This is a genomic window from Streptomyces sp. JH34 (genome assembly GCF_029428875.1).
Taxonomy (GTDB): Bacteria; Actinomycetota; Actinomycetes; order Streptomycetales; family Streptomycetaceae; genus Streptomyces.
The window spans coordinates 5,267,047-5,289,327 of sequence record NZ_JAJSOO010000001.1; the positions used below are offsets into that span (position 1 = coordinate 5,267,047).

The window sequence follows — 22,281 nt, forward strand, 5'->3', positions numbered from 1 at the left end:
ACCCGTCTGTCGGTCCGCTTACGTCGTGCCCTCCGCCCGAGCCCCGTTCCCAGGAGCTCGGACGGCCACGCTGTCCAGGATCGCCGCCCACGGAAGCTCCCGGACCGCCGGGCCCTGACGTGGTTCGTACAGGGGCCAGACATCGGGCCCGTACACCAGCTCCACGCCCGCCCCGCGCAGCGTCCCGATGTGACCCTCCCATGCCGGGTGCCGTGCGTGGGCCGCGTTGATCCGGGGGAACACCACCACCGGGACGCCGGCCGTGCCCAGGGCTTCGCTCACCTGCGTCAGCGCTTGGTTGTCGGCGATACCCGTCGCGAGCTTGGCGACGTAGTTCGCGCTCGCCGGAGCGACGACGTAGCAGTCGGCGACGGGGTGCGGGCGGGGTTCGGCCGGCAGGCGGGGCGTGTCCCGGACAGGGAGGCCGGTCAGCGCCTCCAGCCGGTCCAGCTCACCGTTCGCCCTCAGCCATCGGCCGGCCGTCGGTGTCAGGGTCACCGCCACCTGCCAGCCCAGCGCGACGGCGGGCCCGACCAGCCCGGTGCGCAACATCTCGACCCCGTCGGTCGCCGTCGCCACGACTCCCAGCACTCCGCGGCTGCCCATGCTCACCGTTCCTCCGCCCCGCGTCAGCCCGTCTGCGTCGCCCCGTCACTCGGCCGACGCTCCAGCAGAGACCTACCACGGCCCCGACGCCCGCCGGTAGCCGCCGCCTCCCGCTTCCGCGACCCGCCGTGTGCGCGGGACCGCCTCAGCCGGATACGCCGAGGTCCTGGCGCATCAGGCGGTGCATGGCCGTGAGCTTCGGATCCGCGGCCCTGAGGTCCAGGAGCAGTTGGACGGCCGTCTCACCTCCGCGGGGCACGCCGCGGTCGATGCGCTTGAGCGCGGCGTCCACCCCCGCGAGGACGACGTTGACCTCGCGGGACGAGTCGAGGACGGCCTCGGGGACGATCATCTGCGCCTCGGCGTACCGGGCCCGGTAATCGCGGCGCCCTTCCTCGAGTTGGGCCCGGTCGTCGTCGGTGAGTACCCCGTCCCGCGCGCGGTGCAGGGCGTCCTTGAGCAGGGTGTGGAAGTGGCTGGTCGCCCGGTTCATCGAGGTGTAGGCGGTGCGCCGTTCCTCGAGCAGCCGCCGCCGCTCCTCGACCAGGCCCTCGGCGGTGCGTTGGCGTTTCGTCACCCAGCTGGCGACCAGCGGCGCGAAGAGGGTGCCGAGCACTCCGACGACCGCGGTCACCATGGCGGCTATGGCTGCGCTCATGGGGAGGACCTTAGCCAGCCGTTCGCGTACGTGTGGGTCTTGAGCGCATCTTGACTCCAGGCGTATCCGGATCGGCGGACGGGTTCGGGCAGCCCACGTCCCACCTGCCCCCACGAACACGCCACGACCGCCGCTCGCCACCCCCGAGATTGCGAGCGGGCTGGGCACGGGGGACTGTGGAGGCATGTCCGGACATCCGCCCGTGATCGTGTATCCGCCCACGCCGACCGGTGGGCGGCGGGTAACCGTGCGTGGGCAGATCGTGGGGCTGGCGCACGGGCGCGGGGACGTCGCGTCCTACCTGCGGCGGGCCGGGCTCGCGCAGGGGGCCGCCGAGATCGATCTGGACCAGCCGGAGTTGATCGAGTGGCGTGGCGGAGACCTCGACACCTGGGGGTGAGCCCCGTGAAGCGCCGACGAGCAGGGGAGGCGGTCCCTGTCGAAGTGACCGCAGGGCGGGGTCATCCGAACGGGTGCGTCCGGGGCGTGGCCGGTGAGCCGCCCCCCGGGGTCGGAGCCGCCGGTCCGTCGAGTGGAGGAAACCATGACACATCCAGCACCCGCTCCGGCTCCTCACGCCCCTTTGTCCCGGGTCCCGGGGGTCCTCGTGATCCGGGTCCTGTGTGCCGGCCGGCCGAAGCCGGTCGTCTGACGTGAGCCCGGGGCGAGGCGGGCTCGAGCCGGACGGGATCACCGCGCTGGCCGCCGACGCCTACGTCTACGGATCCCCGCTCGTCCGCCAGCTGTCGGCCGTGCAGGCATGTCTGCAGGAGGGCTGCGGGATCCTCGCGCCGACTCCCTTCAACGACTTCGCCCACGCGGACGGTCCGGCCACGCCCGGCACCCACGTCCCGTACGCCCCGGCCGACCTCGTCGACGCGCTCGCCCAGCTCGACCTCTCCGGGGGACCGGTGAGGCTGCACGTACCGGACACCGGAGGGGCGTACTACGTCCTCCAGTTCGTGGACGCGTGGGGCAACGCCTTCGCCTACCTCGGCTCCCGGGCCACCGGCACGGGTGAGGGGGACTGGCTGGTCGTCCCGCCGGGCTGGGCCGGAACCGTGCCCGGCGGGCTGTCGGGGGTGATCGACGCGCCCACCTCCGTCATCTCGGTCGTCGGCCGCCTCGCGTGCGACGGGCCGGAGGACCTGCCGCGGGTCAGGGCGCTCCAGCAGGAACTCACGCTCACGCATCTGGGCGACCGAGCCCACCGGACAGGGCTCCCCGCGACCGAACCGGGGGTACCCGGAGAGCTGCGGTTCTACGAGGAGCTCCGGGTGTGGATGGGCGACTTCCCGCCCGCCGCGCCTGATCGCGCGTACCAGGACCGGTTCCAGCCCCTGGGACTCCTGGAGGAGGGCATCTCACCGTACGTGTCGGCCGGGCCCGCCCTCGTGCGCGCCCTGGGGCGTGGGCTGGCCCTGGGCAGGTTGCGGGTGGAGGAGGCGGCCCGCCGGGCCGGAGCCGCGCCCGGTGGGCCGCCGGGCGCCTGGCGGACGGTTCCGCATCTGCGCGACTACAACCTGGACCACTTCGGTGTCGGCACGCTCCGCGCACCGGAGTGGACGATCCCCGACCGTGAAACCTCCTACCTGGTCAGGGCGGTGGCCGCGCGGCGGGGACGCTGGCTGCCCCATGGGTACGAAGCGGTGTACGCGCACACGGCCTGCGACTCCCGGGGCCACGCGCTCGACGGGGCCCACCGCTACGTCCTGCGCCTCGCACAGCCGCCGCCGGTCCGGGGGTTCTGGTCGCTGACCGTGTACGACAGCCCGGGAGGCCACCTGGTCGCGAACGCCGGGGAACGGTACGCGATCGGGGGCCGGACGCCCGGACTCGTCCACGGCGCCGACGGCTCGCTGACGCTGCACCTCTCCGCGGAACGCCCCGCGGACCCGGCCGCGGTCGCCAACTGGCTGCCCGTGCCGCCGGGCCGCTTCCGTGCGGTGATGCGGCTGCACCTGCCCGATCAGGCGATTCTCGACGGGCGCTATGTCATCCCGCCCGTCGAGCCGCCCGGGGGCCGGGCGGGAGCGTAGGTCCTGAGGCCGGTTGTCGGTGCTGCGTCGCACACTGGAGACATGTGCCGCAGCATCAAGACGCTTCGTCCGCCAGCCATCCCCGAAGAGGCCACCGAGGAGGAGATGAGAGCCGCCGCCCTGCAGTACGTACGCAAGGTGTCGGGCTTCCGCGCGCCCGCCGCGCACAACCAGGAGGTCTTCGACCGGGCCGTCGCCGAGATCGCCGACGCGACCCAGCGGCTGCTGGACGGCCTGGAGATACGGGGCGCCGCCGCCCGGGCCTGAGCGACCGCGCCGGCCGTCAGGTGCCGGCCGGGGCTCCGGCCACCGTGACCGGGGCCGCGGGGACGGGACGGCGGACGACGACCGCCGCGAGGGCGCCCGCCAGGAACAGGGCGAGTACCGAGACCGCCGTGCCCAGCCAGCCCGCGCCGAGCCACTGGCCCCCGAAGTAGCCGAGGCCCACGCTGTAGACGGCCCAGGCGACACCTGCGACGGCCGACCAGGGCAGGAACTCCTTGACCTTGCGGTGCGCCGCGCCCGCCCCCAGGGAGACGACGGACCGGCCGGCGGGAGCGAAACGGGCGACGACCACGAGCGCCCCTCCGCCGCGGCTCAGCGCCGCGCCGAGGCGCTCCTGCGCGGAGGTGAGGCGGCGGGACCGGGCGATGGCCCGGTCGAGGCGCTCGCCACCGCGCCAGGCGAGGCGGTAGGCGACGAGGTCGCCGAGCACGGATGCGGTGGCGGCGCAGAGGGTGAGGACCACGAGCGAGGGCACGTGGCGGGTGGCTTCCCCGGCCGCGGCGGTGACCGTGGTGCTGGTGCTCGCGGCCGCCGCGGTGGCGGCGGTGATCACCAGCACACCGCTGGGGAGGACGGGCAGGAAGACGTCCAGGAGCACCGAGAGGGCGACCACCGCGTAGATCCATGGGCTGCCGATCAGCGCACCCACACTCTCGAGCACTTTCTACTCCCCGTTCCCGTTTCCGTTCCAACACCGCGACGTCGCAGGGGAGCGGCAGGAGCGGCAGGGTCAGCTGTACAGCGTACGCCTGCCGTTCGCCCGGTTCACCTGGTATTCGCCGGGCGGTCACGCGATGTCGCGCAGGTCACGTGCGGCTCTGGCCCCGTGGGGAACACGACTCCGGCCCCCCTCGTAGGGAAGGGGGGCCGGAGCGCGCGGAGCGTGGTCAGACCGAGACGGCCGGCGCCTTGTCATGGGCGGGCTCGCTCGAGCGTCCCGAGCCGCCGCGGGACGAGAACAGCCGGTCCAGGGCGATGGCGCCGGAACCGGTGAAGACCAGCAGCAGGAAGGCCCAGCAGAAGACTGCCGAGGCCTCGCCGCCGTTCTGCAGGGGGAACAGCGACTCGGGCTGGTGCACCTTGAAGTACGCGTAGGCCATGGAGCCCGAGCAGACGAGTGCGGCGACACGGGTGCCGAGGCCGAGCGCGACCAGGGTGCCGCCGACGAGCTGGATGACGGCCGCGTACCAGCCCGGCCAGGTGCCGGCGGGGACGGTGCCGCCGCCCATGGCGCCGCCCAGGACTCCGAAGAGCGAGGCGGCGCCGTGGCAGGCGAAGAGGAAGCCGATGACGATGCGGAAGAGGCCGAGGGCGTAGGGCTGGGCCCGGTTCAGACGTATGGACATGGGGGGTGGGGCTCCTTCGGTCTGGGGACGTGAACCGATCGGGGCCCATCAGGTTAGGGAGACCTCACAATTGCTTGCAAGTTCAACATTTCGTCACTGGCTGAAACTCGGTCATTCGTTCGACGTCAGTGAGTCCTCCCATACGGTCTCCAACTGCGCCCCGGTGGGCCTCGCTCTGGCCTGAACCAATGTCAGCGCAGCTTTCCGGCCGTGCAGGGTGAGCGTCATCAGCTGGTTGCCGAACCACGGTCCGCCCGTCCTGTGCCAGCGCATCGGAGGGCGCCCCGTCCGACCGTGGAGCGTCAGCGCGCGCCCGAGCCACCGGCCCGCGCCGCTCCAGCCGAAGCGGAACCCGGCGCGCATGTACGCGGGGACGGAGTTGTGGACGGGGGAGCAGGTCAGTTGCAGGACGCGAGCGACGGAAGTGTCGTCCGAGGTGGAATCGGACCACTGGGGTTCGGTGATGTAGGCGTGGTGCACATCGCCCGAGAGCACGCAAATCGTCGCCGGGGCGCCGGGTGCGCGTCCCGCCTCCCGCAGCAGCTCCGACAACTGGGTGAAGGACTCCGGGAAGGCGGCCCAATGCTCCAGGTCAGCGGCCCTGCGCACCTTCTCGCCACGGCGCGCCCAGCGTTCGCCGCGGGCGCCGCGGCACAGGGCCGCGTTCCAGGTCTCCGCATCGTGTACGAGGGGTGGCAGCAGCCACGGCAGTGAGGTGCCGATCAGGAGATGGTCGTACGCGCCGGGGTCGGTGAGCACCTCGTCGCGCAGCCACGCGGCCTCCTCGTCGCGGAGCATCGCCCGCGACTGTTCGTCGAGGGTCCGGGCCGCCCGGGTATCCACCATCAGCAGCCGTACTCGGCCGAAAACACGCCGGTAGCTCCATCGGGTCCGGGCCGGGTCGGCGTCGGCCGTCGCGGCATGGGTGCGCAGCGCCTCGGTGCCGTCGTCGGCCGCGCGCACGGCCGCGTAGACCGGGTCGGCCTCCAGGGCCTCGGGGGAGAGATTGCCCAGGTGCTGGTAGACCCAGTACGACATGAGCCCGCTGACGATCCGCTCGTGCCACCACGGAGTGGCGCGCATGTCCCGGACCCAGGCGTCGCTGGTGTTCCAGTCGTCGATGACGTCGTGGTCGTCGAAGATCATGCAGCTGGGCACCGTGGAGAGCAGCCATCGCACGTCCGGGTCGCGCCAGGACTCGTCGTAGAGGTGGGTGTACTCCTCGTAGTCCGCGACCTCCGCCCCGGGGGCCTCGTCGAGGTCGCGGCGGGCCGCGAGCCGCCGCTGCGTGGCCGGCGAGGTCTCGTCCGCGTACACCTGGTCGCCGAGCAGCAGCAGGATGTCCGGGCGGACCGCCTCGGGATCGGCGGCCAGGCGGACGGCCAGGGTGTCGAGCGCGTCGGGGCCGACGGGGTCGTGGCCGTGGCCGTGGGCGGGCGGGGCGGCCCACCGGCAGGAGCCGAAGGCGACCCGGACCGGACTCTCCTCGTCCGGCTGCGGGAGCGAGGGCGTGGTGATGGTGCTCGGCGGGAAGCGCGAGTCCTCGGGAGGCCACACCCGCCGGCCGTCGAGCAGTACCTCGTAGGGCGTGGTGGAGCCGGGCGTCAGGCCCGTCACCACCACCAGGGCGTAGTGGTGCCCCTGGACGGCGAACGTCGGGGAGGTACCCGCCGCGCCGTCCGCACAGCGGACCTCCGCCGTGCAGGGCCTGGTCGACTCCACCCAGACCGTCGCCCGGGAGCCGGACTCCCAGTCGACGTACCTCAGCAGCGGTCCCAGGCGTAGCCCGGCCATGTGTGCCCTCCTCGCGTCGCCGTGACCGATGGCTCCGTAGGGTACGGAACGACGGAGGAGGGCGGGTGGTTCCGCCGGGGCGGGTGAGTGGTCAGCAGCCGTTCAGGACCGACTGCAGGGCGCTCTTCTCGGTGGAGTCGACGCTGAGGCCGTAGTAGTGCTTCACGTGCACCCAGGCTCGGGCGTAGGTGCAGCGGTAGGTGGTGCGCGACGGGAGCCACTCGCCCGGATCCTGGTCGCTCTTGGACTGGTTGACGTTGTCGGTGACCGCGATGAGCTGGGGGCGGGTCAGGTCGTTGGCGAAGGACTGGCGCTGGGCGGTCGTCCAGCCGCTGGCCCCGGAGCGCCACGCCTCGGCGAGCGGGACCATGTGGTCGATGTCCAGGTCGGAGGCGGCGGTCCAGGTGGCTCCGTCGTACTCCGAGTACCAACTGCCGCTGGTCGCCGCGCAGGAGGAGTCCTGCACGACACCGGTGCCGTCACGCTTCAGCACCACCTCGCGGGTGTTGCAGGTCCCCGACTGGGTGATCCAGTGGGGGAACTTGTCACGGCTGTAGCCGGTCGAGGAGCCCTCGGTGGAGACGGTGAGCTGACCCAGATACGTACGGGCGGTCGAGGCGCTGACCGGGGTGGGCATCGCGGCCTGGGCGGTCGGGGCCGTGAGGAGCCCGGTGGTGGCGGCGAGCGCGGCCGAGGCGGCGACGACGGCTATGCGACGCGCGTAGATACCTGACATGTGAACTCCCTTGATGTGGGGGGCTGTTGCGCGGGCGACCTGCGGGGCCAGGCCATCGTGGCGGCGCCGGGTTTCGACGGGGTGGTCGCCAGGTAACAGAGTGACGACATGCGCACGTCACATCAAGGGTTTGGACGGTCGGTCTGACGTCCCGTCCGAAATGCGTTCGAGGCGCGGAGTTGACGAGTGTGCGGTTCCCGACGCGTCAAGGAGGGGTGCGGGCGGCCTCTAGGGTGAACTGGTGCTGCTTCCGGTCACTCCGACGCTGGGCGTCGTGCTCGCCGTGCTCCTGGTGTTCGCCGCCGCGGTCGCCGCGTGGGCCTCGCTGGGCAGGGCCCGCGAGATCGCCGTCGCCGGGCTGCGGGCCGCGGTCCAGCTGGCGGCCGTCTCCCTGCTCATCGGCTGGGTGGTGCACTCGCCGGGGCCCCTGCTGGGCTTCCTCGCCCTGATGTTCGCGGTCGCGGTGCGGACCGCGGGCCGGCGGATCACCCCCAACCGCACCTGGTGGTGGGCCGCCCTCCCGATCGGTGCGGGCGTCGTGCCCGTGGTCGTGGCGCTGCTGCTCACCGGGCTCCTCCCGCCGCGCGGGATCGCGCTGATCCCGGTCACGGGGATCCTCATCGGGGGCGCCCTCACCGCGACCGTGCTCGGCGGCCGTCGCGCGCTGGACGAACTCGGGACGCGGCGCGGGGAGGTGGAGGCCGGGATGGCGCTCGGGCTGCTCGACCGGGACGCCCGGCTGGAGATCGCCCGGCCCGCGGCGTCGGACGCGCTGCTGCCGGGTCTGGACCAGACCCGGACCGTGGGGCTCGTCACGCTGCCGGGAGCGTTCGTGGGCATGCTGCTGGGCGGCGCCTCACCGGTGGAGGCGGGCGCCGTTCAGCTGTTCGTCCTGGTGGCGCTGTTGGCGGTACAGGCCGTCGCCGTCGCCCTCGTGCTGGAACTGGTGGCGCGGGGAGTGCTCAACCGGGACTGAGGTGGGGCGGCCCGCGCCGCGTACGAGGCGGCCGCCCCGGCCCAGGGGCCGAGACCGCGCGTCAGGCGGCGTCGACGAGCAGGCGGATCGAACCGTCGGTGCCCGTTTCCACCCGGAGGTGTGTCAGGTCCTCGACGTGGGCGTCGGGGGAGAGCGCGGCGGCGCGAGGGCCGATGCCCACCACGCGCATACCGGCGGCGCGGCCCGCCGCGATGCCCGCCTCGGAGTCCTCGAACACGATGCAGTCCGCCGGGTCGAAGCCGAGCTCGGCCGCGCCCTTGAGGAATCCCTCCGGGTCCGGCTTGCTGGCGCCCACCATCTCGGCGGTGACGCGGGTCTCCGGCATCGGCAGGGCGGCCGCCGTCATCCGCGCCTGCGCGAGCGCCTCGTCGGCCGAGGTCACGAGCGCGTGGGGGAGGGCGGCGATCGACGCCATGAAGGCGGGGGCGCCGCCGATGGGCACCACACCGTCCGTGTCGGCGGTCTCCTCGGCGAGCATGATCCGGTTCTCCGCGTGGTTCTGCTCCATGGGGCGGTCCGGCAGCAGGGCGGCCATCGTGGCGTAGCCCTGGCGGCCGTGGACCACCTTGAGGGCGGCCTCGGGGTCGAGCCCCTGCGCGGTGGCCCAGCGGCGCCAGCAGCGTTCCACCACCGCGTCGGAATTGACGAGGGTGCCGTCCATGTCCAGCAGGAGGGCGCGGGCTTCGAGGACGGTGGCCGGCATCGGCATGCTCCAGAGCGCGGGGGGACAGCTCGTAGCTGCGGGTGGAGAAAAAACAAGTAGCCCCGCCCGCCGGTCAGGGAGAACGAGCGGAGGCTACTTTGTTTCTCCACGATACAAAAACCGTCGCGGAAACGCCAGTCCGCACGCGGAACCCGGTGCCGGGCCGGGTGCCGAGCCAGCGGTCCGGTGCCCGTCGCGGGGAATGCGCGACTACCGGCGCCCCCTGCCGCTCGTCTGTGCCTCCAGGGCGCCGCGGGTCTCCGGCCCGTAGACGCCCGGCGGGTCGTTCCTGACCGACACCCACCTCTGGAACTCGGCGACGGCCTGCTCCACCTGCGCCGAGTAGTCGCCGTTGTCCGGGCCCCGGTAGACCCAGATCTCCTGCAGCCGGCGCTGGAGCTCGGAGACCTCCGCGCCGCTGTCGCCGCGTTGCAGCGTCGTGCCGGAGACCTCGTCGACGGGCGGTGCCGCCGCTGCCGTGGTGGGGGCCTTCGTCGCCACCGCGGAAGGTGACGGCGGCTGCGGGGCGGTGGCCGAAGGTGAGGCCGACGGACTCCGCGACGTCGACGGCGATGCCGAAGGTGACGCCGATGCGGATGCCGACGCCGACGAGGACGGTGTCGGGGAGGACGGGGAGGCGGAGGGGGAGTCGGACACGGATTCGGCGGGCTCGTCGCTCGCGTCCGGCACGCTCGTCGTGACCTCGGGCAGCGCTGCCGCCTCCCGGCCGTCCTCGTCGTCGAACAGGCCGCCCGCGAAAGCCGCCGTACCCACCACAGCGGCCACCGCCGCCCCCACGGCGACCGCGACGAACGGCCTCCGCCGGCGCGGCTGCACGGGATCGGGCCCGCCGCCCGCGTAGGCCGCGGCGCTCCTGCGGCGGTTCTCGTCCGCCACGGCGGCGTCCGGCCGCGCACCCGGCACCCCCGCCGCCTCCCGGCCCGGCGCGCCGTCCAAGAACAGCGGCATCGTCGTGGCCGCGTCGGGAGCCCCGTGGTCCCCCGTGTCCTCGCTGCTCAGCGTCACGTACGGCCGGATCCGCAGCGGGTCGAAGTCCTCGGCCGCCGCGATCTCTGCCGAACGGGCGTCCTGTCCGGGCCGCGTGGCCCCACCGGCTCCACAGGCGCACCCCGCCCCGGGTCTCGCGCTCTGCTCGCCACCGCACTCCGGGCATATTTGTCCGGTCATCGTGGGTTCCCCTCCCCTTTGAACTGCCTGCGATTATGCAGGCCGCCGCGGGGAAGCCCAACGCGCGTAGCACTGCTCGGCAGGCCATAACGACACAGAGCGGCCAGGATGGGGGTCAAGCGGAACCGAGGAGATGCCCATGGCCCAGCAGCTGAGCCCGCCACCCCTTGCGGCAGACGGCGGGCGGTCCCGGCGGAACATCCTGGTCTCCATCGGCGCACTGCTCCTCGGCATGCTGCTCGCCGCACTCGACCAGACCATCGTGTCCACCGCCCTGCCCACGATCGTCAGCGAACTGGGCGGCCTGGACCATCTCTCGTGGGTGGTGACCGCCTACCTGCTGGCGGCGACCGCGGCCACTCCGCTCTGGGGCAAGCTCGGCGACCAGTACGGGCGCAAGAAGCTCTTCCAGACGGCCATCGTCATCTTCCTCGTCGGCTCCGCGCTCTGCGGCATGGCCCAGAACATGCCCCAGCTGATCGGCTACCGCGCCCTCCAGGGCCTCGGCGGCGGTGGACTGATGGTGCTGTCGATGGCGATCGTCGGCGACATCGTCACCCCGCGCGAACGGGGCAAGTACCAGGGCCTCTTCGGTGCGGTGTTCGGCATGACCAGCGTGCTGGGGCCGCTCCTGGGCGGCTTCTTCACCGAGCACCTCAGCTGGCGCTGGGTCTTCTACATCAACCTGCCCGTCGGAGTCGTCGCGCTGCTCGTCATCGCCGCGGCCCTGCACATCCCCGTCCGCCGCACCAAGCACCGCATCGACTACCTGGGCACCTTCCTCATCGCCTCCGTCGCCACCTGCCTGGTCCTCGTCGCCTCGCTCGGCGGCACCACCTGGGCCTGGGGGTCCCCGCAGATCATCGCCCTCGCGGTCCTCGCCGTGGTACTCCTCGTGGCGTTCGTCGCGGCCGAGCGACGGGCGGCCGAACCGGTGCTCCCGCTGCGGCTCTTCCACAGGAGGACCTTCAGCCTCGTCGCCGTCATCAGCTTCGTCATCGGCTTCGCGATGTTCGGCGCCATGACCTACCTGCCGACCTTCCTCCAGGTCGTGCACGGCATCAGCCCGACCCTGTCCGGTGTGCACATGCTGCCGATGGTCCTCGGGCTGCTGCTCACCTCGACGGGCTCCGGCCAGATCGTGAGCCGGACCGGCCGCTGGAAGGTCTTCCCGATCGCCGGAACGGCCCTCACCACGATCGGCCTGCTGCTGCTCCACACCCTCAGCGAGACCAGCTCCACCTGGACGATGAGCCTCTGCTTCTTCGTCTTCGGCGCCGGGCTCGGCCTCGTGATGCAGGTGCTCGTGCTGATCGTGCAGAACTCCGTCGGCTACGAGGACCTCGGCGTCGCCACCTCCGGGGCGACCTTCTTCCGGTCCATCGGAGCCTCGTTCGGCGTGGCCGTGTTCGGCACCGTCTTCACCAACCGGCTGACGGGCAAACTCGAGGAAGCGCTCAGCGGCCGCCCTCTTCCGTCCGGTGCCGACGCCGGTGCGCTGGCCGCCGACCCCCGCGCCATCGGCCGGCTCCCCGCGGACCTGCGGCCCTCCGTGCTCAGCGCCTACTCGACGTCGATCACCGATGTCTTCCTCTACGCGGCGCCCGTCGTCCTCGTCGCGTTCGTCCTCGCCTGGTTCCTCAAGGAGGAACCCCTGCGCGGATCGGTCACGGCGCCCGACTCCACCGAGACCCTCGCCTCGAACCCGGTCCAGCGCTCCTCGTACGACGAATGCGCCCGTGCCCTGTCGGTGCTCGCCACCCGTGAGGGACGCCGGGAGATCTACGAGAAGATCACCGAGAAGGCCGGGTACGACCTCCAGCCCGCCTCCAGCTGGCTGCTGCTCCGCATCAAGCGGCACGGCACCGTCGAACCCGGCCGGCTGGCCGAGGTCGCCCCCGTGCCCCTCAGGGTGATCACCTCGGCCGCCCGCCAGGTGGAAGGGCTCGGTTACGCCCGGCGCGAGGGAATGCAACTGGTGCTCACCGAACAGGGCGCCGAGGCCGTGGTCCGGCTGTCCCGGGCCCGTGAGGACTCGCTGGCCGAGCTGCTGGGCGACTGGTGGGGGCCGGACCGGCCCACCGACCTGATCCGCCTGGTGACGGAGCTGTCGGCCGAGGTGAGCGGGTCGAGCAGGGAGCGGCCCCACATGCCCGAGCCCCGCCGTGACCACTCGGTCGGCTGACCCGCCCGGAGTGGTTCACAGCTGCTTGGCGAACCAGTGCTCCGCGTACGGGCCCTGGTTGAACGCCGGGACCTCCCGGTACCCGTGCTTCGCGTACAGCCCGCGTGCCTCCACCAGGTCGTCACGGGTGTCGAGCCGGACCGACCGTACTCCGCAGGCCCGTGCCGCGCTCTCGACGCCCGCGAGCAGCAGGCCGCCACCGCCCGTCGAGCGGAAGGCTGGCCGGACGAACACCCGGGTCAGCTCCGCGGTCACCGCGTCGACCAGCAGCAGGCCCGCGCAGCTCGCCGGCTTGCCGTCGTACCACCCCACCAGGAACTCACCGGTGGGCGGGGCGAGTCGGTCGGCCCCGTCGTCCCTCAGCCCGTCGTCGATCTCCGCGGTGGTCGCCGGGCGGCCCCAGTACCGGCTCGCCACCTCGTCGTAGTAGTCCCGTCGCAGCGCGGTCGCCTCGGGGCTGCCGAAGGGTTCGGAGGTCACGGTCCACGTCATTGGTTCATTCTGTCCGGGACGGGACGGGACGACGAACCATTAGGTGCAGGGGGAAGCGATGATGTGGGAGACCGGCCCGGAGACAGTGGTCCAGCGGCTCGGGGAACAGTGGATACGTGAGCTGGCCCCGACCGGCGGTGGCAGCTTCGTGTGCTCGCCCGCCGGACTGTGGCTGGCCCTCACGGCCGTCGCCGCGGGCGCCCGCGCGCAGACGGCCGGAGAACTGCGCGCACTGCTCGGCGTGGCCGGGCAGGAAGCGGCCGCCGTGGTGACGGAGACGGCACGGGACTGGGGGCGCACCGAGGCGCTGAACGTGGCGACCCGGGTGTGGAACGGTGTGCCGCTCCACCCGGAGTACGAACGGTCGCTGCCCGACGTCGCCTTCGGTCCGGTGGACGCCGCGGAGGCCGACGCATGGGTCCGTGAGCGGACCGGCGGCCTGATCGAGAGGCTGCCGCTGGACATCGACGGCGAAATGGCGCTCGTCCTGGTCGGCGTACTGGCCCTCAAGGCGCTCTGGGAGAAGCCGTTCGACATGGGCCGCACCCGGGACGCGGCCTTCACCGACGCGGCGGGCACGAGCCGGCAGGTCGCCACGATGCACGCGTCGGTCCCGCTCGCCGACGTGTGGACGGTGGCGGGCGCCCACGTCGTCGAACTGCGCTGCCGGGCCGAGCCGGACGGCGCCCCACCGCTACGGGTCAGGTTCGTCCTCGGTGAGCCGGGCGAAGGGGCGGCCGACGTCCTGCCGAAGGCGTGGGCCGCCGCGCGGACGCACGCCCCTCGGAATGCCGGCGTGGTGACCGTCGCGCTGCCCCGATTCACCCTGCGGACAAGAATTCCCGTCACCGACCAGTTGCCGGCGCTCGGCGTGCGGCTCGCGACCGACGCCGGCGCGGCCGACTTCTCCGGCCTCTCACCTCGGCGTCTCCACATCTCCGAGGTGGTCCAGGAGGCGGTCGTGAAGATCGCGGAGAAGGGTGTGGAGGCCGCGGCGGTCACGGTCGTGGCGCTCCGGGCCGTCGCGGTGTCGCCCCGGGTGGTGCGGCACATCGCCTTCGACCGGCCGTTCGGCGTCGTCGTCCTGGACGGCTCGTCGGACGTCCCCCTCTTCGCGGGCTGGCAGGCGGACATCCCCTCCTTCGAGGACGCGGAGAGCTGACCCGGGCGGACGCGGGCGGACGGATGCGCGGGCCGTCCGCGGGCCCTCGACGGGCGCGTCCGCTGGACCGCCGGCCGTATCCGGGCATTGTTTCCGCGAATCGGTGGTGACAGTCAGGCGAAGAGGGAGTTGATTGTGTCTACCTCATGGGGCAGTGCGAAGCTTCATCCGCACATACCCGGGCCGAGGGGGCAGTGCTTGAAAACGGGAGGGTCGGCGCAGCGTGACAGATGTGGAGCGCAGTGTGCGGGGGGACGCGGCAGCGGATCCGGGGGCGAGGGCCGCGGCGGCCAGGGCCGTCCTCTGGCTGCTCGTGGGTGTCCTGGCGGTACGGCAGGTGGCGGTGGTGCTGCGCCGCCCGCCCGGTGAACGCCTCACCGACCTGGAGACCTGGACCGGCGCGACCGGGGTCCTGCACCTCGCGGGATCCCTCTACGACCCGGGCCGCTTCACCGGCACACCGTTCGCCGGACTGGTGCTGAAACCGCTGACCGTATCGGCCGAACAAACTCTCGGCGTCGTATGGACCTTCGGCTCCCTGCTGCTCGTCGTCCTGCTCGGCTTCGTCGCCGTGCGCGCCCTTCCCGCACCCGTGAGCAGGCGCACCGCGTTCCTCGCAGCGCCCGTCGCGATCACCCTGCTGATGGTGTCGCTGCCCGTCCGCAACACCCTGCACCTGGGCCAGACCAGCATCCTGCCCGTCCTGCTGGTACTGCTCGCCTGCTTCGCGGTACGCGGCGAGCGCCTTCCCGGTGTGCTGACCGGTGTCGCCGCCGCTCTCCAGCCCGCCGTCCTGCTCTTCGCCGCCCTGTTCTGGCTCACCGGAAGGCGCCGCGCGGCCGTGAGCGGCGGTGCCACGTTCGCCGTCTGCACGGCGCTGGCCTGGGCGATGATGCCGCACGACTCCTGGGCGTACTGGGTGCACCACCTCGCGGGTGCGGGCCTCGGTGAACGCCCGGACGGCCTGGCCAACCAGTCCCTGCACGGCGCGCTGTTGCGCCTCGGGCTCCAGGGGCCGCTCGAGATCGCCTTGTTCCTGGTCCTCGCCGCCGCCGTCGTCATCCTCGGGCTGCGCCGCGCGGCCCGCTACGCCCGGGACGGGCAGCTGCTCCTGGCCGTCGCCGTCACGGGCTGCGTCGCCGTCGCCGTGTCGCCCACCGCCTGGCAGCACCAGCTGCTCTGGGTGCTGCTCGCCGTCGTCGGACGCGTCGGCACCCGGGCCTCGGACCGGCTGGTCTGGCCGGCGGTCGTGGTGCTCGTGCTGACGCTGCCGGGAAAGATGCTGCTGCCGAACGTCGGCGTCATCGTCCCCGTGCGCGACAACGTGCTGCTCGTCGCCGCGCTCGGCGCGGCCTGCGCGGTGCCCTTCCTGTCCCGTACCTCGCCCCACTGGCAGCGGCCGGTCCCCACGGACTACGCGAAGCCGGTCCCGGCGCGGTTCGCGTGGGTGCCGCTGGTGCCGTTCTGGCGCCGGGTGCTCAGCCGCCCCAACCTGCTGCTGGAACTCCTGCTCATCCGGGTCGTGTACTCCGCGTACGCCAAGGTCAGGCTGGCGGCGACCGCCGGCCGCTCCGCCGCCGAGGAGCACGGCCGGCAGATCCACTCCGCCGAGCAGTGGCTGCACATCGACATCGAGCACTGGGCGAACCACACCGTCGTCGGCATACCCTGGCTGCGGGACTTCTTCGACTACTACTACTCGACGTTCCACTTCATCGTGCCGCTCGCGATCCTCGGCGTGCTGTACGTGCGCCGGCCCTCCGACTACCGCTGGGCCCGCAGCACCATCGGTTTCGCCACCGTCCTCGCCCTGTTCGGCTTCTGGCTCTACCCGCTGGCGCCCCCGCGGCTCATGCCGGGACTCGGCTTCATCGACACCGTCCACGGTGTGCAGGACCTCGACAGCCCCGACTTCGGGGCGCTCACCGCGGTGACGAACCAGTACGCGGCGATGCCGTCCCTGCACTTCGGCTGGTCGCTGTGGTGCGGTCTCGTGATCCTGCTGCTCGCGCCGAAGCTCTGGATGAAGGTCCTGGGGCTGCTGCACCCGTTGTTCACGGTCTCCGCCATCGTCGCCACGGGCAACCACTGGGTGCTGGACGCGGTCGGCGGCGGCGCGGTGGTGTGCGCGGGCTTCGGGCTGACATACGTCCTGGCGGGACCGCGCAGGCTCCTGACCGGCACGGGCGCCGGCCCGCGCACCGGCGGCGGCGCGGACGGGCACCCGGACCCCGGGGCCGGGGACGCGCCCGTGGAGCCGGTCGTGACGGCCGAACCCGCGAGCAGCAAGGCGTAGGAACGGGCCGAAGGGGTGCGGGGCGGCCCTCCCGAGCCGTCCCGCACCCCTTCGGCATGGATCGCCGCGTACCCCGAGGGTCCGCCCGCGACGAGGATTCCGCCACTCGAACGGCTCAGTGACGGATTCCGGCGCCGCGACGCGGATCAGGCCCTGACCGACACCCCGGCCCCCGCGGTCGCGTCGCCGCCCCGCTCCCCGAGCTGTTCCGTGGGCACGTGGGCGGTCTCGCGTGCGGAGAGCGCCGCGACGACCGGCGGCACACAGAGCGCGGCGGCGAAGAGGGCGACGCCGCCCCAGTTGTCGCCGTCCGGGCCGGCGATCTGCGAGGCGAAGGCAACGGCGAATCCGGCGATGGCGAATCCGGTCTGGGTGCCGATCGCCATGCCCGAGAGCCTGACCCGGGTGGGGAACATCTCGGCGTAGAAGGAGGGCCAGATGCCGTTGGCCGCGCTGTAGACGACGCCGAAGACGAGGATGCCCGTGACGAGCACCAGCGGGTAGCTGCCGGTCGAGATCGCCCACAGGTACAGCGGCATCACCACCGCGCTGCCGGCGGCCCCGACGAGGAAGACCGGCCGTCGCCCGATCCGGTCGGACAGCCGGGCCCACAACGGGATGGTGAACAGGGCGACCACGTTGGCCAGCGCACCCACCCAGAGCATGCCGGTGCGGTCCAGGCCGACCGCGTCGCTCGTGGCGTACGACAGCGCCCAGACGGTGAAGATCGTGCTGACCGTGGCGATCACAGCGGCCGCCACGACCCGCAGGACGTCGGCCCAGTGGTCGCGCAGCAGCACGGCCAGGGGCATCTTCGCCACGCCCTCGGTCGCGGCCTGCTCGGTGAAGACCGGGGTCTCCTCCAGGGTGCGGCGGATGACGTACCCGGTGACCGCGACCGCGACGCTCAGCCAGAACGGGATCCGCCATCCCCACGCGAGCAGTTGCTCCTCCGGGAGGGCGGCGACGGGGATGAAGGCCAGGGTCGCGATCAACTGACCCGCCTGGGTGCCGTTGATGGTGAAGCTGGTGAAGTAGCCGCGCCGGTGCGCGGGCGCGTGTTCCAGGCTCATCGAGTTGGCGCTCGCCTGTTCACCTGCCGCCGAGATGCCCTGCAGGATCCGCAGGACGACGAGCAGGACGGGGGCGGCCCCGCCGATCTGGTCCCTGGTGGGCAGACAGCCGATGAGGAAGGTGGACAGACCCATCAGCATCAGCGTGAAGACCATGATCTTCTTGCGGCCGAGACGGTCCCCGACATGGCCCAGGAAGAGCGCGCCGACCGGACGGGCCGCGTAGGCGACACCGAAGGTGGCAAGCGACAGCAGGGTGGCGTTCGCCGGGTCCGACTTGTCGAAGAAGACCTCGGGGAAGATCAGCGCGGCCGCGCTGCCGTAGATGAAGAAGTCGTAGTACTCGAGCGCACTGCCGATCCAGGCGGCGAGTGCGGCCTTGCGGGGCTGGGCCTGCGGCGGGGGCGGGGGACCGGAGGCAGGGTCGTGAGCGGTCACGTCGGGCTCCTTCGGGGGACGATCCGTGCGGGGGAGGGGCGAGCGACCCGGCTAATTAACGCACCAGTTAGTTAGTTGCGGATGGCTAGGGATGTTGCGAGCAGTTGACGTCCCTGTCAAGAGTTCACGCAGGATCGGACCCGGGGCCGCAGGGCCCGCACTCCCCGGGGTCCCGCCCGGGGAGTCCTGCCGGTGCTCGCCCTACGCCGCCCGGTCGGCCGTGAGGTAAGCGATGATCATGTCGCCCAGCATGGTCCGGTAGTGCTCGCGCAGGCCGGGTTCCACCAGGTCGCGGCCGAAGAGCGCGCCGAAGGTGTGCCGGTTGGCGATCCGGAAGAAGCAGAACGAGCTGATCATCGCGTGCAGGTCCACGGCGTCCACGTCGGCCGTGAAGAGACCCGACGCCCGCCCCGTGTCGAGGATGCGCCGCAGGACCTCGATCGCCGGTGAGCCTATGCGGCTCAACTCGGCTGAAGCGGCGATGTGTTCGGCCTCGTGGATGTTCTCGATGCTGACCAGGCGGATGAAGTCCGGATGCTCCTCGTGGTGGTCGAAGGTCACCTCGGCCAGCCGGCGGACCGCCGCCACGGGATCGAGGTGCTCGACGTCCAGCAGCTGTTCGGCCTCGCGGATCCTGGTGTACGCCCGCTCCAGTACCGCGGTGAACAGCTGTTCCTTGCCGCCGAAGTAGTAATAGATCATCCGCTTCGTGGTGCGCGTGCTGGCGGCGATCTCGTCGACCCGGGCACCCGCGTATCCGAGGCGGGCGAACTCCCGCGTCGCCGCGGTCAGGATCTCGTCCCTGGTGCGCGCCGCGTCGCGGGTCCGCACGGAGGGCTGGGCGGGTCCTTCGGTGCTGGTCATCCGGATCCTTCGCGGCAGGCGGTGCGTGCTCGCGATTCTAGAGCCGGGCCCCCGGGCGCCGGATTCCGCCCGAGGGCTTCCCCGGGCGGACGTTTTTCGATATGACTAACTAACCAGTCCGTACATTAGCTGTCCGGTGAGCCCGGCAGGCCGATGCTGCAACGGGAAGTGAACGATGCCGAACCCCCCGGTCCCGCTCGCGGGCGTCCCCGTCCTCGTGCTGAACGGCCCCAACCTCGGCCTGCTCGGCCTGCGCGAGCCCGAGGTGTACGGCGAGGACACCCTGGCCGATGTCGACGAGCTCTGCCGGAGCACCGCGACGGCCCACGGGCTGCGTGCCGACTGCCGGCAGAGCAACCACGAGGGCGTGCTCGTCGACGCGATCCACGAGGCCCGCACCGCGCACCGGGGCATCGTGATCAACCCCGCCGCGTACAGCCACACCTCGGTCGCCGTGCGGGACGCGCTCGCCGCCGTCGAACTGCCCGTCGTCGAGGTCCACCTCTCGAACATCCACCGGCGGGAGCCCTTCCGCCACCACAGCCACGTCTCGGCCGTCGCCGACGCCGTCATCTGCGGGGCGGGGACCCACGGCTACGCCCTGGCGCTCACCCACCTCGCCCAGCTCCTGGAGGCGAACCGGTGAGCCCGGACTCGTATCTCGTCGGCCTCATCGGCTCCGATATCGGCCCCTCGCTCAGCCCCGCCCTCCACGAACGCGAGGCGGACCGTCAGGGGTTGCGCTACCTCTACCGCCTCATCGACATCGGCACGCTCGGTGTCCCGCCCGGGAGGGCGGGCGAACTCGTCCGCCGCGCACGCGACATGGGGTACGACGGCCTCAACGTCACCCATCCCTGCAAGCAGCAGGTCCTCACCCACCTCGACGCGCTCTCGCCGCAGGCCGAGGCGCTCGGCGCGGTCAACACCGTGGTCTTCGAGGGGGATCTCGCGATCGGCCACAACACCGACGCGACCGGATTCGCCGCCTCCTTCGCACGCGGTCTGCCCGAAGCGCCGCTGGAACGCGTGGTGCAGCTGGGAGCGGGCGGTGCCGGAGCCGCCGTCGCCCACGCCCTCCTCGCACTCGGTGCCGGGCGCCTCACCGTGCTGGACGCCCTGCCCGACCGGGCGGGCGCCCTCGCGGCCTCACTGAACCACCACTTCGGCCCCGGTCGTGCCACGGCCGCGGACCTCCTGGACATCGCGGCGGCGACGGCGGACGCCGACGGCCTGGTCAACGCCACCCCCATCGGCATGGCCGCGCACCCCGGGCTCCCGATCCCCGCGGAGCTGCTGCACCCCGGGCTGTGGGTCGCCGAGGTCGTCTACCGGCCCTTGGAGACCGCGCTCGTGCGCACCGCCCGTGCCCTCGGCTGCCCCACCCTCGACGGTGGAGGCATGGCCGCCTACCAAGCCGCGGACTCCTTCCGGCTCTTCACCGGCCGTGAACCCGACACCGCCCGCATGCTCGCCGACATCGCCGATCTCACGTCGGCGCACTGAGCCCCGCACGCAGCCCCGCACCGTGCTTCCGAGCCCGAGCCCGAGCCCGTACCGAAGCCCCGCACCCGATCCCCGCTCCGATGCCCGCAGGAGGGCCGACATGCGAACGTCCATCGCCACCGTCTCGCTCAGCGGAACGCTCACCGAGAAACTCACCGCCGCGGCGCGAGCGGGCTTCGACGGTGTCGAGATCTTCGAGAACGACCTGACCGGATGCCCGCTGCGCCCCGAGGAGATCAGGGAACGGGCGGCCGATCTCGGACTCACCATCGACCTCTTCCAGCCCATGCGTGACATCGAGGCCGTCCCCGCCGACGAGTTCGCCCTCAACCTGCGGCGCGCCGAGCACAAGTTCCGGCTGATGCGGCGGCTCGGCGCCGACACCGTCCTGGTCTGCTCCAGCGTGTCGCCGGACGCCGTCGACGACGACGCCCTCGCCGCCGGGCAGCTGCGCCGGCTGGCCGGCCTCGCGGCGGAGTCCGGGATCCGGGTCGCCTACGAGGCGCTGGCGTGGGGCCGCCACGTCAGCACCTACGAGCACGCCTGGCGCATCGTCGAGGCCGCGGACCACCCCGCCCTCGGGGTCTGCCTGGACAGCTTCCACATCCTGGCCAGGGGATCCGACGTCACGGGCGTCGAGGACATCCCCGGCGACAAGATCTTCTTCCTGCAGCTGGCCGACGCCCCGCAGATGGCGCTGGACGTGCTGCAGTGGAGCCGCCACCACCGCTGCTTCCCCGGGCAGGGCGACCTCGACGTCGCCGGACTGGTGCGGGCCGCCGTCCGCGCCGGATACGACGGGCCCCTCTCCCTCGAGGTGTTCAACGACGTCTTCCGCCAGTCGGACGCCGGCCGCACCGCGATCGACGCCCGGCGCTCGCTGACACTGCTCCAGGAGTCGGCGGGACTGACCGCGCCCCCGGCACCGGTCGTCCCCACCGGATTCGCCTTCGTCGAGATCGCCACGGCCGACACGGCGCGCGTCGCCCCGCTGCTGACCGCGCTGGGCTTCTCCCGTACGGCCAGGCACTCCGGAAAGCCCGTGGACCTCTGGGAACAGGGCGAGGCCCGCATCCTGCTCAACACCGACACCGGCAGCCACCGGGCCGACCCCGCCCTCACCGCGGTCGGCCTGGAGAGCCCCGACCCCGCCGGGGCCTCCGCGCGCGCCGAGTCGCTGCTCGCCCCCGTCCTGCCCCGGCGCCGCGCCCCCGGCGACGCCCCGCTGGACGCGGTGGCCGCCCCCGACGGCACCGAGTTCTTCTTCTGCGTCACCGGGGCCCCCGGCGGCGACGGAGGCACCGGTGGCCCCGGCTGGACCGGCGACTTCGTGCCCGCCCCGCACACCCCCGCCCCCATCGGGATCACCCGCGTCGACCACGTCGCGCTGACCCAGCCCTGGCACCACTTCGACGAGGCGACCCTCTTCCACCGCGGTGTGCTCGGCCTCCGTCCCCACGCGAGCGTCGACCTCGCCGACCCGTACGGGCTGCTCCGCAGCCGCGCCGTGAGCAACGACGACGGCACCGTCCGCATCGCCCTCGGCGTGGGGGCGTCCCCCAGCGAGGACCCGGCCCGGGGAGGGCGCCCCCAGCACGTGGCCCTGGTCACCGACGACCTCGTCACCACGGTCCGCCGCGCCCTCGCGGCCGGCGCGCGGATGCTGCCGGTCCCCGCCAACTACTACGACGACCTGGCCGCGCGCTACGAGTTCGCCCCCGGTGAGCTGGAGACCTACCGCGAACTCGGCATCCTCCACGACCGTGACGGGAAGGGGGAGTTCCGGCACTGCTACACCGTGACGACCGGTCGCGTCTTCTTCGAACTCGTCGAGCGCGTCGGCGGATACGACGGCTACGGCGCCCGGAACGCCCCCGTCAGGCTCGCCGCGCAGCACGCACAGGCCGAGTGAG

The 22,281-nt window shown here is 72.6% G+C and carries 21 protein-coding genes; 10 read left to right on the top strand and 11 right to left on the bottom strand.

Annotated elements, in window-relative coordinates; all coding sequences use genetic code 11:
* Window positions 1-18: 18 nt before the first annotated feature.
* Entirely contained in the window at window positions 19-606 is a 588-nt protein-coding gene (locus LWJ43_RS23595) for a flavoprotein (protein ID WP_277334211.1), read from the bottom strand.
* Window positions 607-751: 145 nt separating this feature from the next.
* The gene (locus tag LWJ43_RS23600) at window positions 752-1,264 is read right to left on the bottom strand and encodes a hypothetical protein (protein ID WP_277334212.1); all 513 of its coding nucleotides are present in this window, start codon (window positions 1,262-1,264) and stop codon (window positions 752-754) included.
* 184 nt (window positions 1,265-1,448) lie between these two features.
* Here LWJ43_RS23600 and LWJ43_RS23605 point away from each other — a divergent pair, with 184 nt between their 5' ends.
* From LWJ43_RS23605 to LWJ43_RS23615, 3 genes are all read left to right on the top strand, one after another.
* Complete coding sequence (locus LWJ43_RS23605; RefSeq protein ID WP_277334213.1) at window positions 1,449-1,664, top strand: hypothetical protein; 216 nt, start codon at window positions 1,449-1,451, stop codon at window positions 1,662-1,664.
* Between the two features lie 253 nt (window positions 1,665-1,917).
* On the top strand, window positions 1,918-3,303 hold the full coding sequence (locus LWJ43_RS23610) for a DUF1254 domain-containing protein (RefSeq protein WP_277334214.1): 1,386 nt from the start codon (window positions 1,918-1,920) through the stop codon (window positions 3,301-3,303).
* Window positions 3,304-3,345: 42 nt separating this feature from the next.
* Window positions 3,346-3,570 (top strand): DUF2277 domain-containing protein, encoded by a 225-nt coding sequence (locus LWJ43_RS23615; RefSeq protein ID WP_015577004.1) that lies wholly within the window; start codon window positions 3,346-3,348, stop codon window positions 3,568-3,570.
* Window positions 3,571-3,586: 16 nt separating this feature from the next.
* Here the strand turns inward: LWJ43_RS23615 and LWJ43_RS23620 are convergent, their stop codons facing one another.
* The 4 genes from LWJ43_RS23620 to LWJ43_RS23635 form a co-directional block, all read right to left on the bottom strand.
* A complete protein-coding gene (locus LWJ43_RS23620) occupies window positions 3,587-4,249 on the bottom strand; it encodes a DedA family protein (protein ID WP_277334215.1) in 663 nt (220 codons plus the stop codon).
* Between the two features lie 226 nt (window positions 4,250-4,475).
* Window positions 4,476-4,934 (bottom strand): DoxX family protein, encoded by a 459-nt coding sequence (locus LWJ43_RS23625; RefSeq protein WP_277334216.1) that lies wholly within the window; start codon window positions 4,932-4,934, stop codon window positions 4,476-4,478.
* A gap of 111 nt (window positions 4,935-5,045) precedes the next feature.
* Entirely contained in the window at window positions 5,046-6,728 is a 1,683-nt protein-coding gene (locus LWJ43_RS23630; RefSeq protein WP_277334217.1) for an alkaline phosphatase D family protein, read from the bottom strand.
* 91 nt (window positions 6,729-6,819) lie between these two features.
* On the bottom strand, window positions 6,820-7,464 hold the full coding sequence (locus tag LWJ43_RS23635) for an HNH endonuclease family protein (protein ID WP_277334218.1): 645 nt from the start codon (window positions 7,462-7,464) through the stop codon (window positions 6,820-6,822).
* 241 nt (window positions 7,465-7,705) lie between these two features.
* Here LWJ43_RS23635 and LWJ43_RS23640 point away from each other — a divergent pair, with 241 nt between their 5' ends.
* Window positions 7,706-8,440, top strand: coding sequence for an ABC transporter permease (locus LWJ43_RS23640; RefSeq protein ID WP_277334219.1), 735 nt, complete (start codon window positions 7,706-7,708; stop codon window positions 8,438-8,440).
* Between the two features lie 61 nt (window positions 8,441-8,501).
* On the opposite strand, the gene LWJ43_RS23645 is transcribed toward LWJ43_RS23640, so the two are convergent.
* Together LWJ43_RS23645 and LWJ43_RS23650 are read right to left on the bottom strand one after the other, a co-directional pair.
* Window positions 8,502-9,164: an HAD-IA family hydrolase gene (locus LWJ43_RS23645; protein ID WP_277334220.1), complete on the bottom strand. Its 663-nt coding sequence runs from the start codon at window positions 9,162-9,164 to the stop codon at window positions 8,502-8,504.
* Between the two features lie 210 nt (window positions 9,165-9,374).
* Window positions 9,375-10,352 carry a peptidoglycan-binding domain-containing protein gene (locus tag LWJ43_RS23650; protein WP_277334221.1) on the bottom strand — a complete coding sequence of 326 codons (978 nt, stop codon included), beginning with the start codon at window positions 10,350-10,352 and terminating at the stop codon, window positions 9,375-9,377.
* A 139-nt stretch (window positions 10,353-10,491) separates the two neighbouring features.
* Here LWJ43_RS23650 and LWJ43_RS23655 point away from each other — a divergent pair, with 139 nt between their 5' ends.
* A complete protein-coding gene (locus tag LWJ43_RS23655) occupies window positions 10,492-12,537 on the top strand; it encodes an MDR family MFS transporter (RefSeq protein WP_277334222.1) in 2,046 nt (681 codons plus the stop codon).
* A gap of 15 nt (window positions 12,538-12,552) precedes the next feature.
* Here the strand turns inward: LWJ43_RS23655 and LWJ43_RS23660 are convergent, their stop codons facing one another.
* Window positions 12,553-13,029, bottom strand: coding sequence for a GNAT family N-acetyltransferase (locus tag LWJ43_RS23660; protein WP_277334223.1), 477 nt, complete (start codon window positions 13,027-13,029; stop codon window positions 12,553-12,555).
* 58 nt (window positions 13,030-13,087) lie between these two features.
* Here LWJ43_RS23660 and LWJ43_RS23665 point away from each other — a divergent pair, with 58 nt between their 5' ends.
* On the top strand, window positions 13,088-14,191 hold the full coding sequence (locus LWJ43_RS23665) for a serpin family protein (protein WP_277334224.1): 1,104 nt from the start codon (window positions 13,088-13,090) through the stop codon (window positions 14,189-14,191).
* A gap of 244 nt (window positions 14,192-14,435) precedes the next feature.
* Window positions 14,436-16,487, top strand: coding sequence for a bifunctional glycosyltransferase 87/phosphatase PAP2 family protein (locus LWJ43_RS23670; RefSeq protein ID WP_277335970.1), 2,052 nt, complete (start codon window positions 14,436-14,438; stop codon window positions 16,485-16,487).
* Between the two features lie 146 nt (window positions 16,488-16,633).
* Here LWJ43_RS23670 and LWJ43_RS23675 read toward each other — a convergent pair whose 3' ends face one another.
* Window positions 16,634-17,998, bottom strand: coding sequence for an MFS transporter (locus tag LWJ43_RS23675; protein ID WP_277334225.1), 1,365 nt, complete (start codon window positions 17,996-17,998; stop codon window positions 16,634-16,636).
* Between the two features lie 201 nt (window positions 17,999-18,199).
* On the bottom strand, window positions 18,200-18,862 hold the full coding sequence (locus LWJ43_RS23680; protein WP_277334226.1) for a TetR/AcrR family transcriptional regulator: 663 nt from the start codon (window positions 18,860-18,862) through the stop codon (window positions 18,200-18,202).
* A 175-nt stretch (window positions 18,863-19,037) separates the two neighbouring features.
* On the opposite strand from LWJ43_RS23680, the gene aroQ reads away from it, so the two are divergent.
* The 3 genes from aroQ to LWJ43_RS23695 all read left to right on the top strand — a co-directional run bounded on the left by aroQ (window position 19,038) and on the right by LWJ43_RS23695 (window position 22,280).
* Complete coding sequence (gene aroQ / locus LWJ43_RS23685; RefSeq protein ID WP_277334227.1) at window positions 19,038-19,508, top strand: type II 3-dehydroquinate dehydratase; 471 nt, start codon at window positions 19,038-19,040, stop codon at window positions 19,506-19,508.
* Window positions 19,505-20,368: a shikimate dehydrogenase gene (locus LWJ43_RS23690; protein ID WP_277334228.1), complete on the top strand. Its 864-nt coding sequence runs from the start codon at window positions 19,505-19,507 to the stop codon at window positions 20,366-20,368. Before aroQ ends, LWJ43_RS23690 begins: the two co-directional genes overlap by 4 nt.
* Before the next feature lie 100 nt (window positions 20,369-20,468).
* Window positions 20,469-22,280 (top strand): bifunctional sugar phosphate isomerase/epimerase/4-hydroxyphenylpyruvate dioxygenase family protein, encoded by a 1,812-nt coding sequence (locus tag LWJ43_RS23695; RefSeq protein ID WP_277334229.1) that lies wholly within the window; start codon window positions 20,469-20,471, stop codon window positions 22,278-22,280.
* Window position 22,281: the final 1 nt, after the last annotated feature.

What these genes read in the sequence shown, in the direction of transcription:
- LWJ43_RS23595 (WP_277334211.1), bottom strand. Translation starts at nt 606, where the DNA reads ATGGGCAGCCGCGGAGTGCTGGGAGTCGTGGCGACGGCGACCGACGGG.
- LWJ43_RS23680 (WP_277334226.1), bottom strand. Translation starts at nt 18,862, where the DNA reads ATGACCAGCACCGAAGGACCCGCCCAGCCCTCCGTGCGGACCCGCGAC.
- LWJ43_RS23630 (WP_277334217.1), bottom strand. Translation starts at nt 6,728, where the DNA reads ATGGCCGGGCTACGCCTGGGACCGCTGCTGAGGTACGTCGACTGGGAG.
- LWJ43_RS23605 (WP_277334213.1), top strand. Translation starts at nt 1,449, where the DNA reads ATGTCCGGACATCCGCCCGTGATCGTGTATCCGCCCACGCCGACCGGT.
- LWJ43_RS23645 (WP_277334220.1), bottom strand. Translation starts at nt 9,164, where the DNA reads ATGCCGGCCACCGTCCTCGAAGCCCGCGCCCTCCTGCTGGACATGGAC.
- LWJ43_RS23635 (WP_277334218.1), bottom strand. Translation starts at nt 7,464, where the DNA reads ATGTCAGGTATCTACGCGCGTCGCATAGCCGTCGTCGCCGCCTCGGCC.
- LWJ43_RS23660 (WP_277334223.1), bottom strand. Translation starts at nt 13,029, where the DNA reads ATGACGTGGACCGTGACCTCCGAACCCTTCGGCAGCCCCGAGGCGACC.
- aroQ (WP_277334227.1), top strand. Translation starts at nt 19,038, where the DNA reads ATGCCGAACCCCCCGGTCCCGCTCGCGGGCGTCCCCGTCCTCGTGCTG.
- LWJ43_RS23655 (WP_277334222.1), top strand. Translation starts at nt 10,492, where the DNA reads ATGGCCCAGCAGCTGAGCCCGCCACCCCTTGCGGCAGACGGCGGGCGG.
- LWJ43_RS23695 (WP_277334229.1), top strand. Translation starts at nt 20,469, where the DNA reads ATGCGAACGTCCATCGCCACCGTCTCGCTCAGCGGAACGCTCACCGAG.
- LWJ43_RS23650 (WP_277334221.1), bottom strand. Translation starts at nt 10,352, where the DNA reads ATGACCGGACAAATATGCCCGGAGTGCGGTGGCGAGCAGAGCGCGAGA.
- LWJ43_RS23615 (WP_015577004.1), top strand. Translation starts at nt 3,346, where the DNA reads ATGTGCCGCAGCATCAAGACGCTTCGTCCGCCAGCCATCCCCGAAGAG.
- LWJ43_RS23665 (WP_277334224.1), top strand. Translation starts at nt 13,088, where the DNA reads ATGATGTGGGAGACCGGCCCGGAGACAGTGGTCCAGCGGCTCGGGGAA.
- LWJ43_RS23625 (WP_277334216.1), bottom strand. Translation starts at nt 4,934, where the DNA reads ATGTCCATACGTCTGAACCGGGCCCAGCCCTACGCCCTCGGCCTCTTC.
- LWJ43_RS23600 (WP_277334212.1), bottom strand. Translation starts at nt 1,264, where the DNA reads ATGAGCGCAGCCATAGCCGCCATGGTGACCGCGGTCGTCGGAGTGCTC.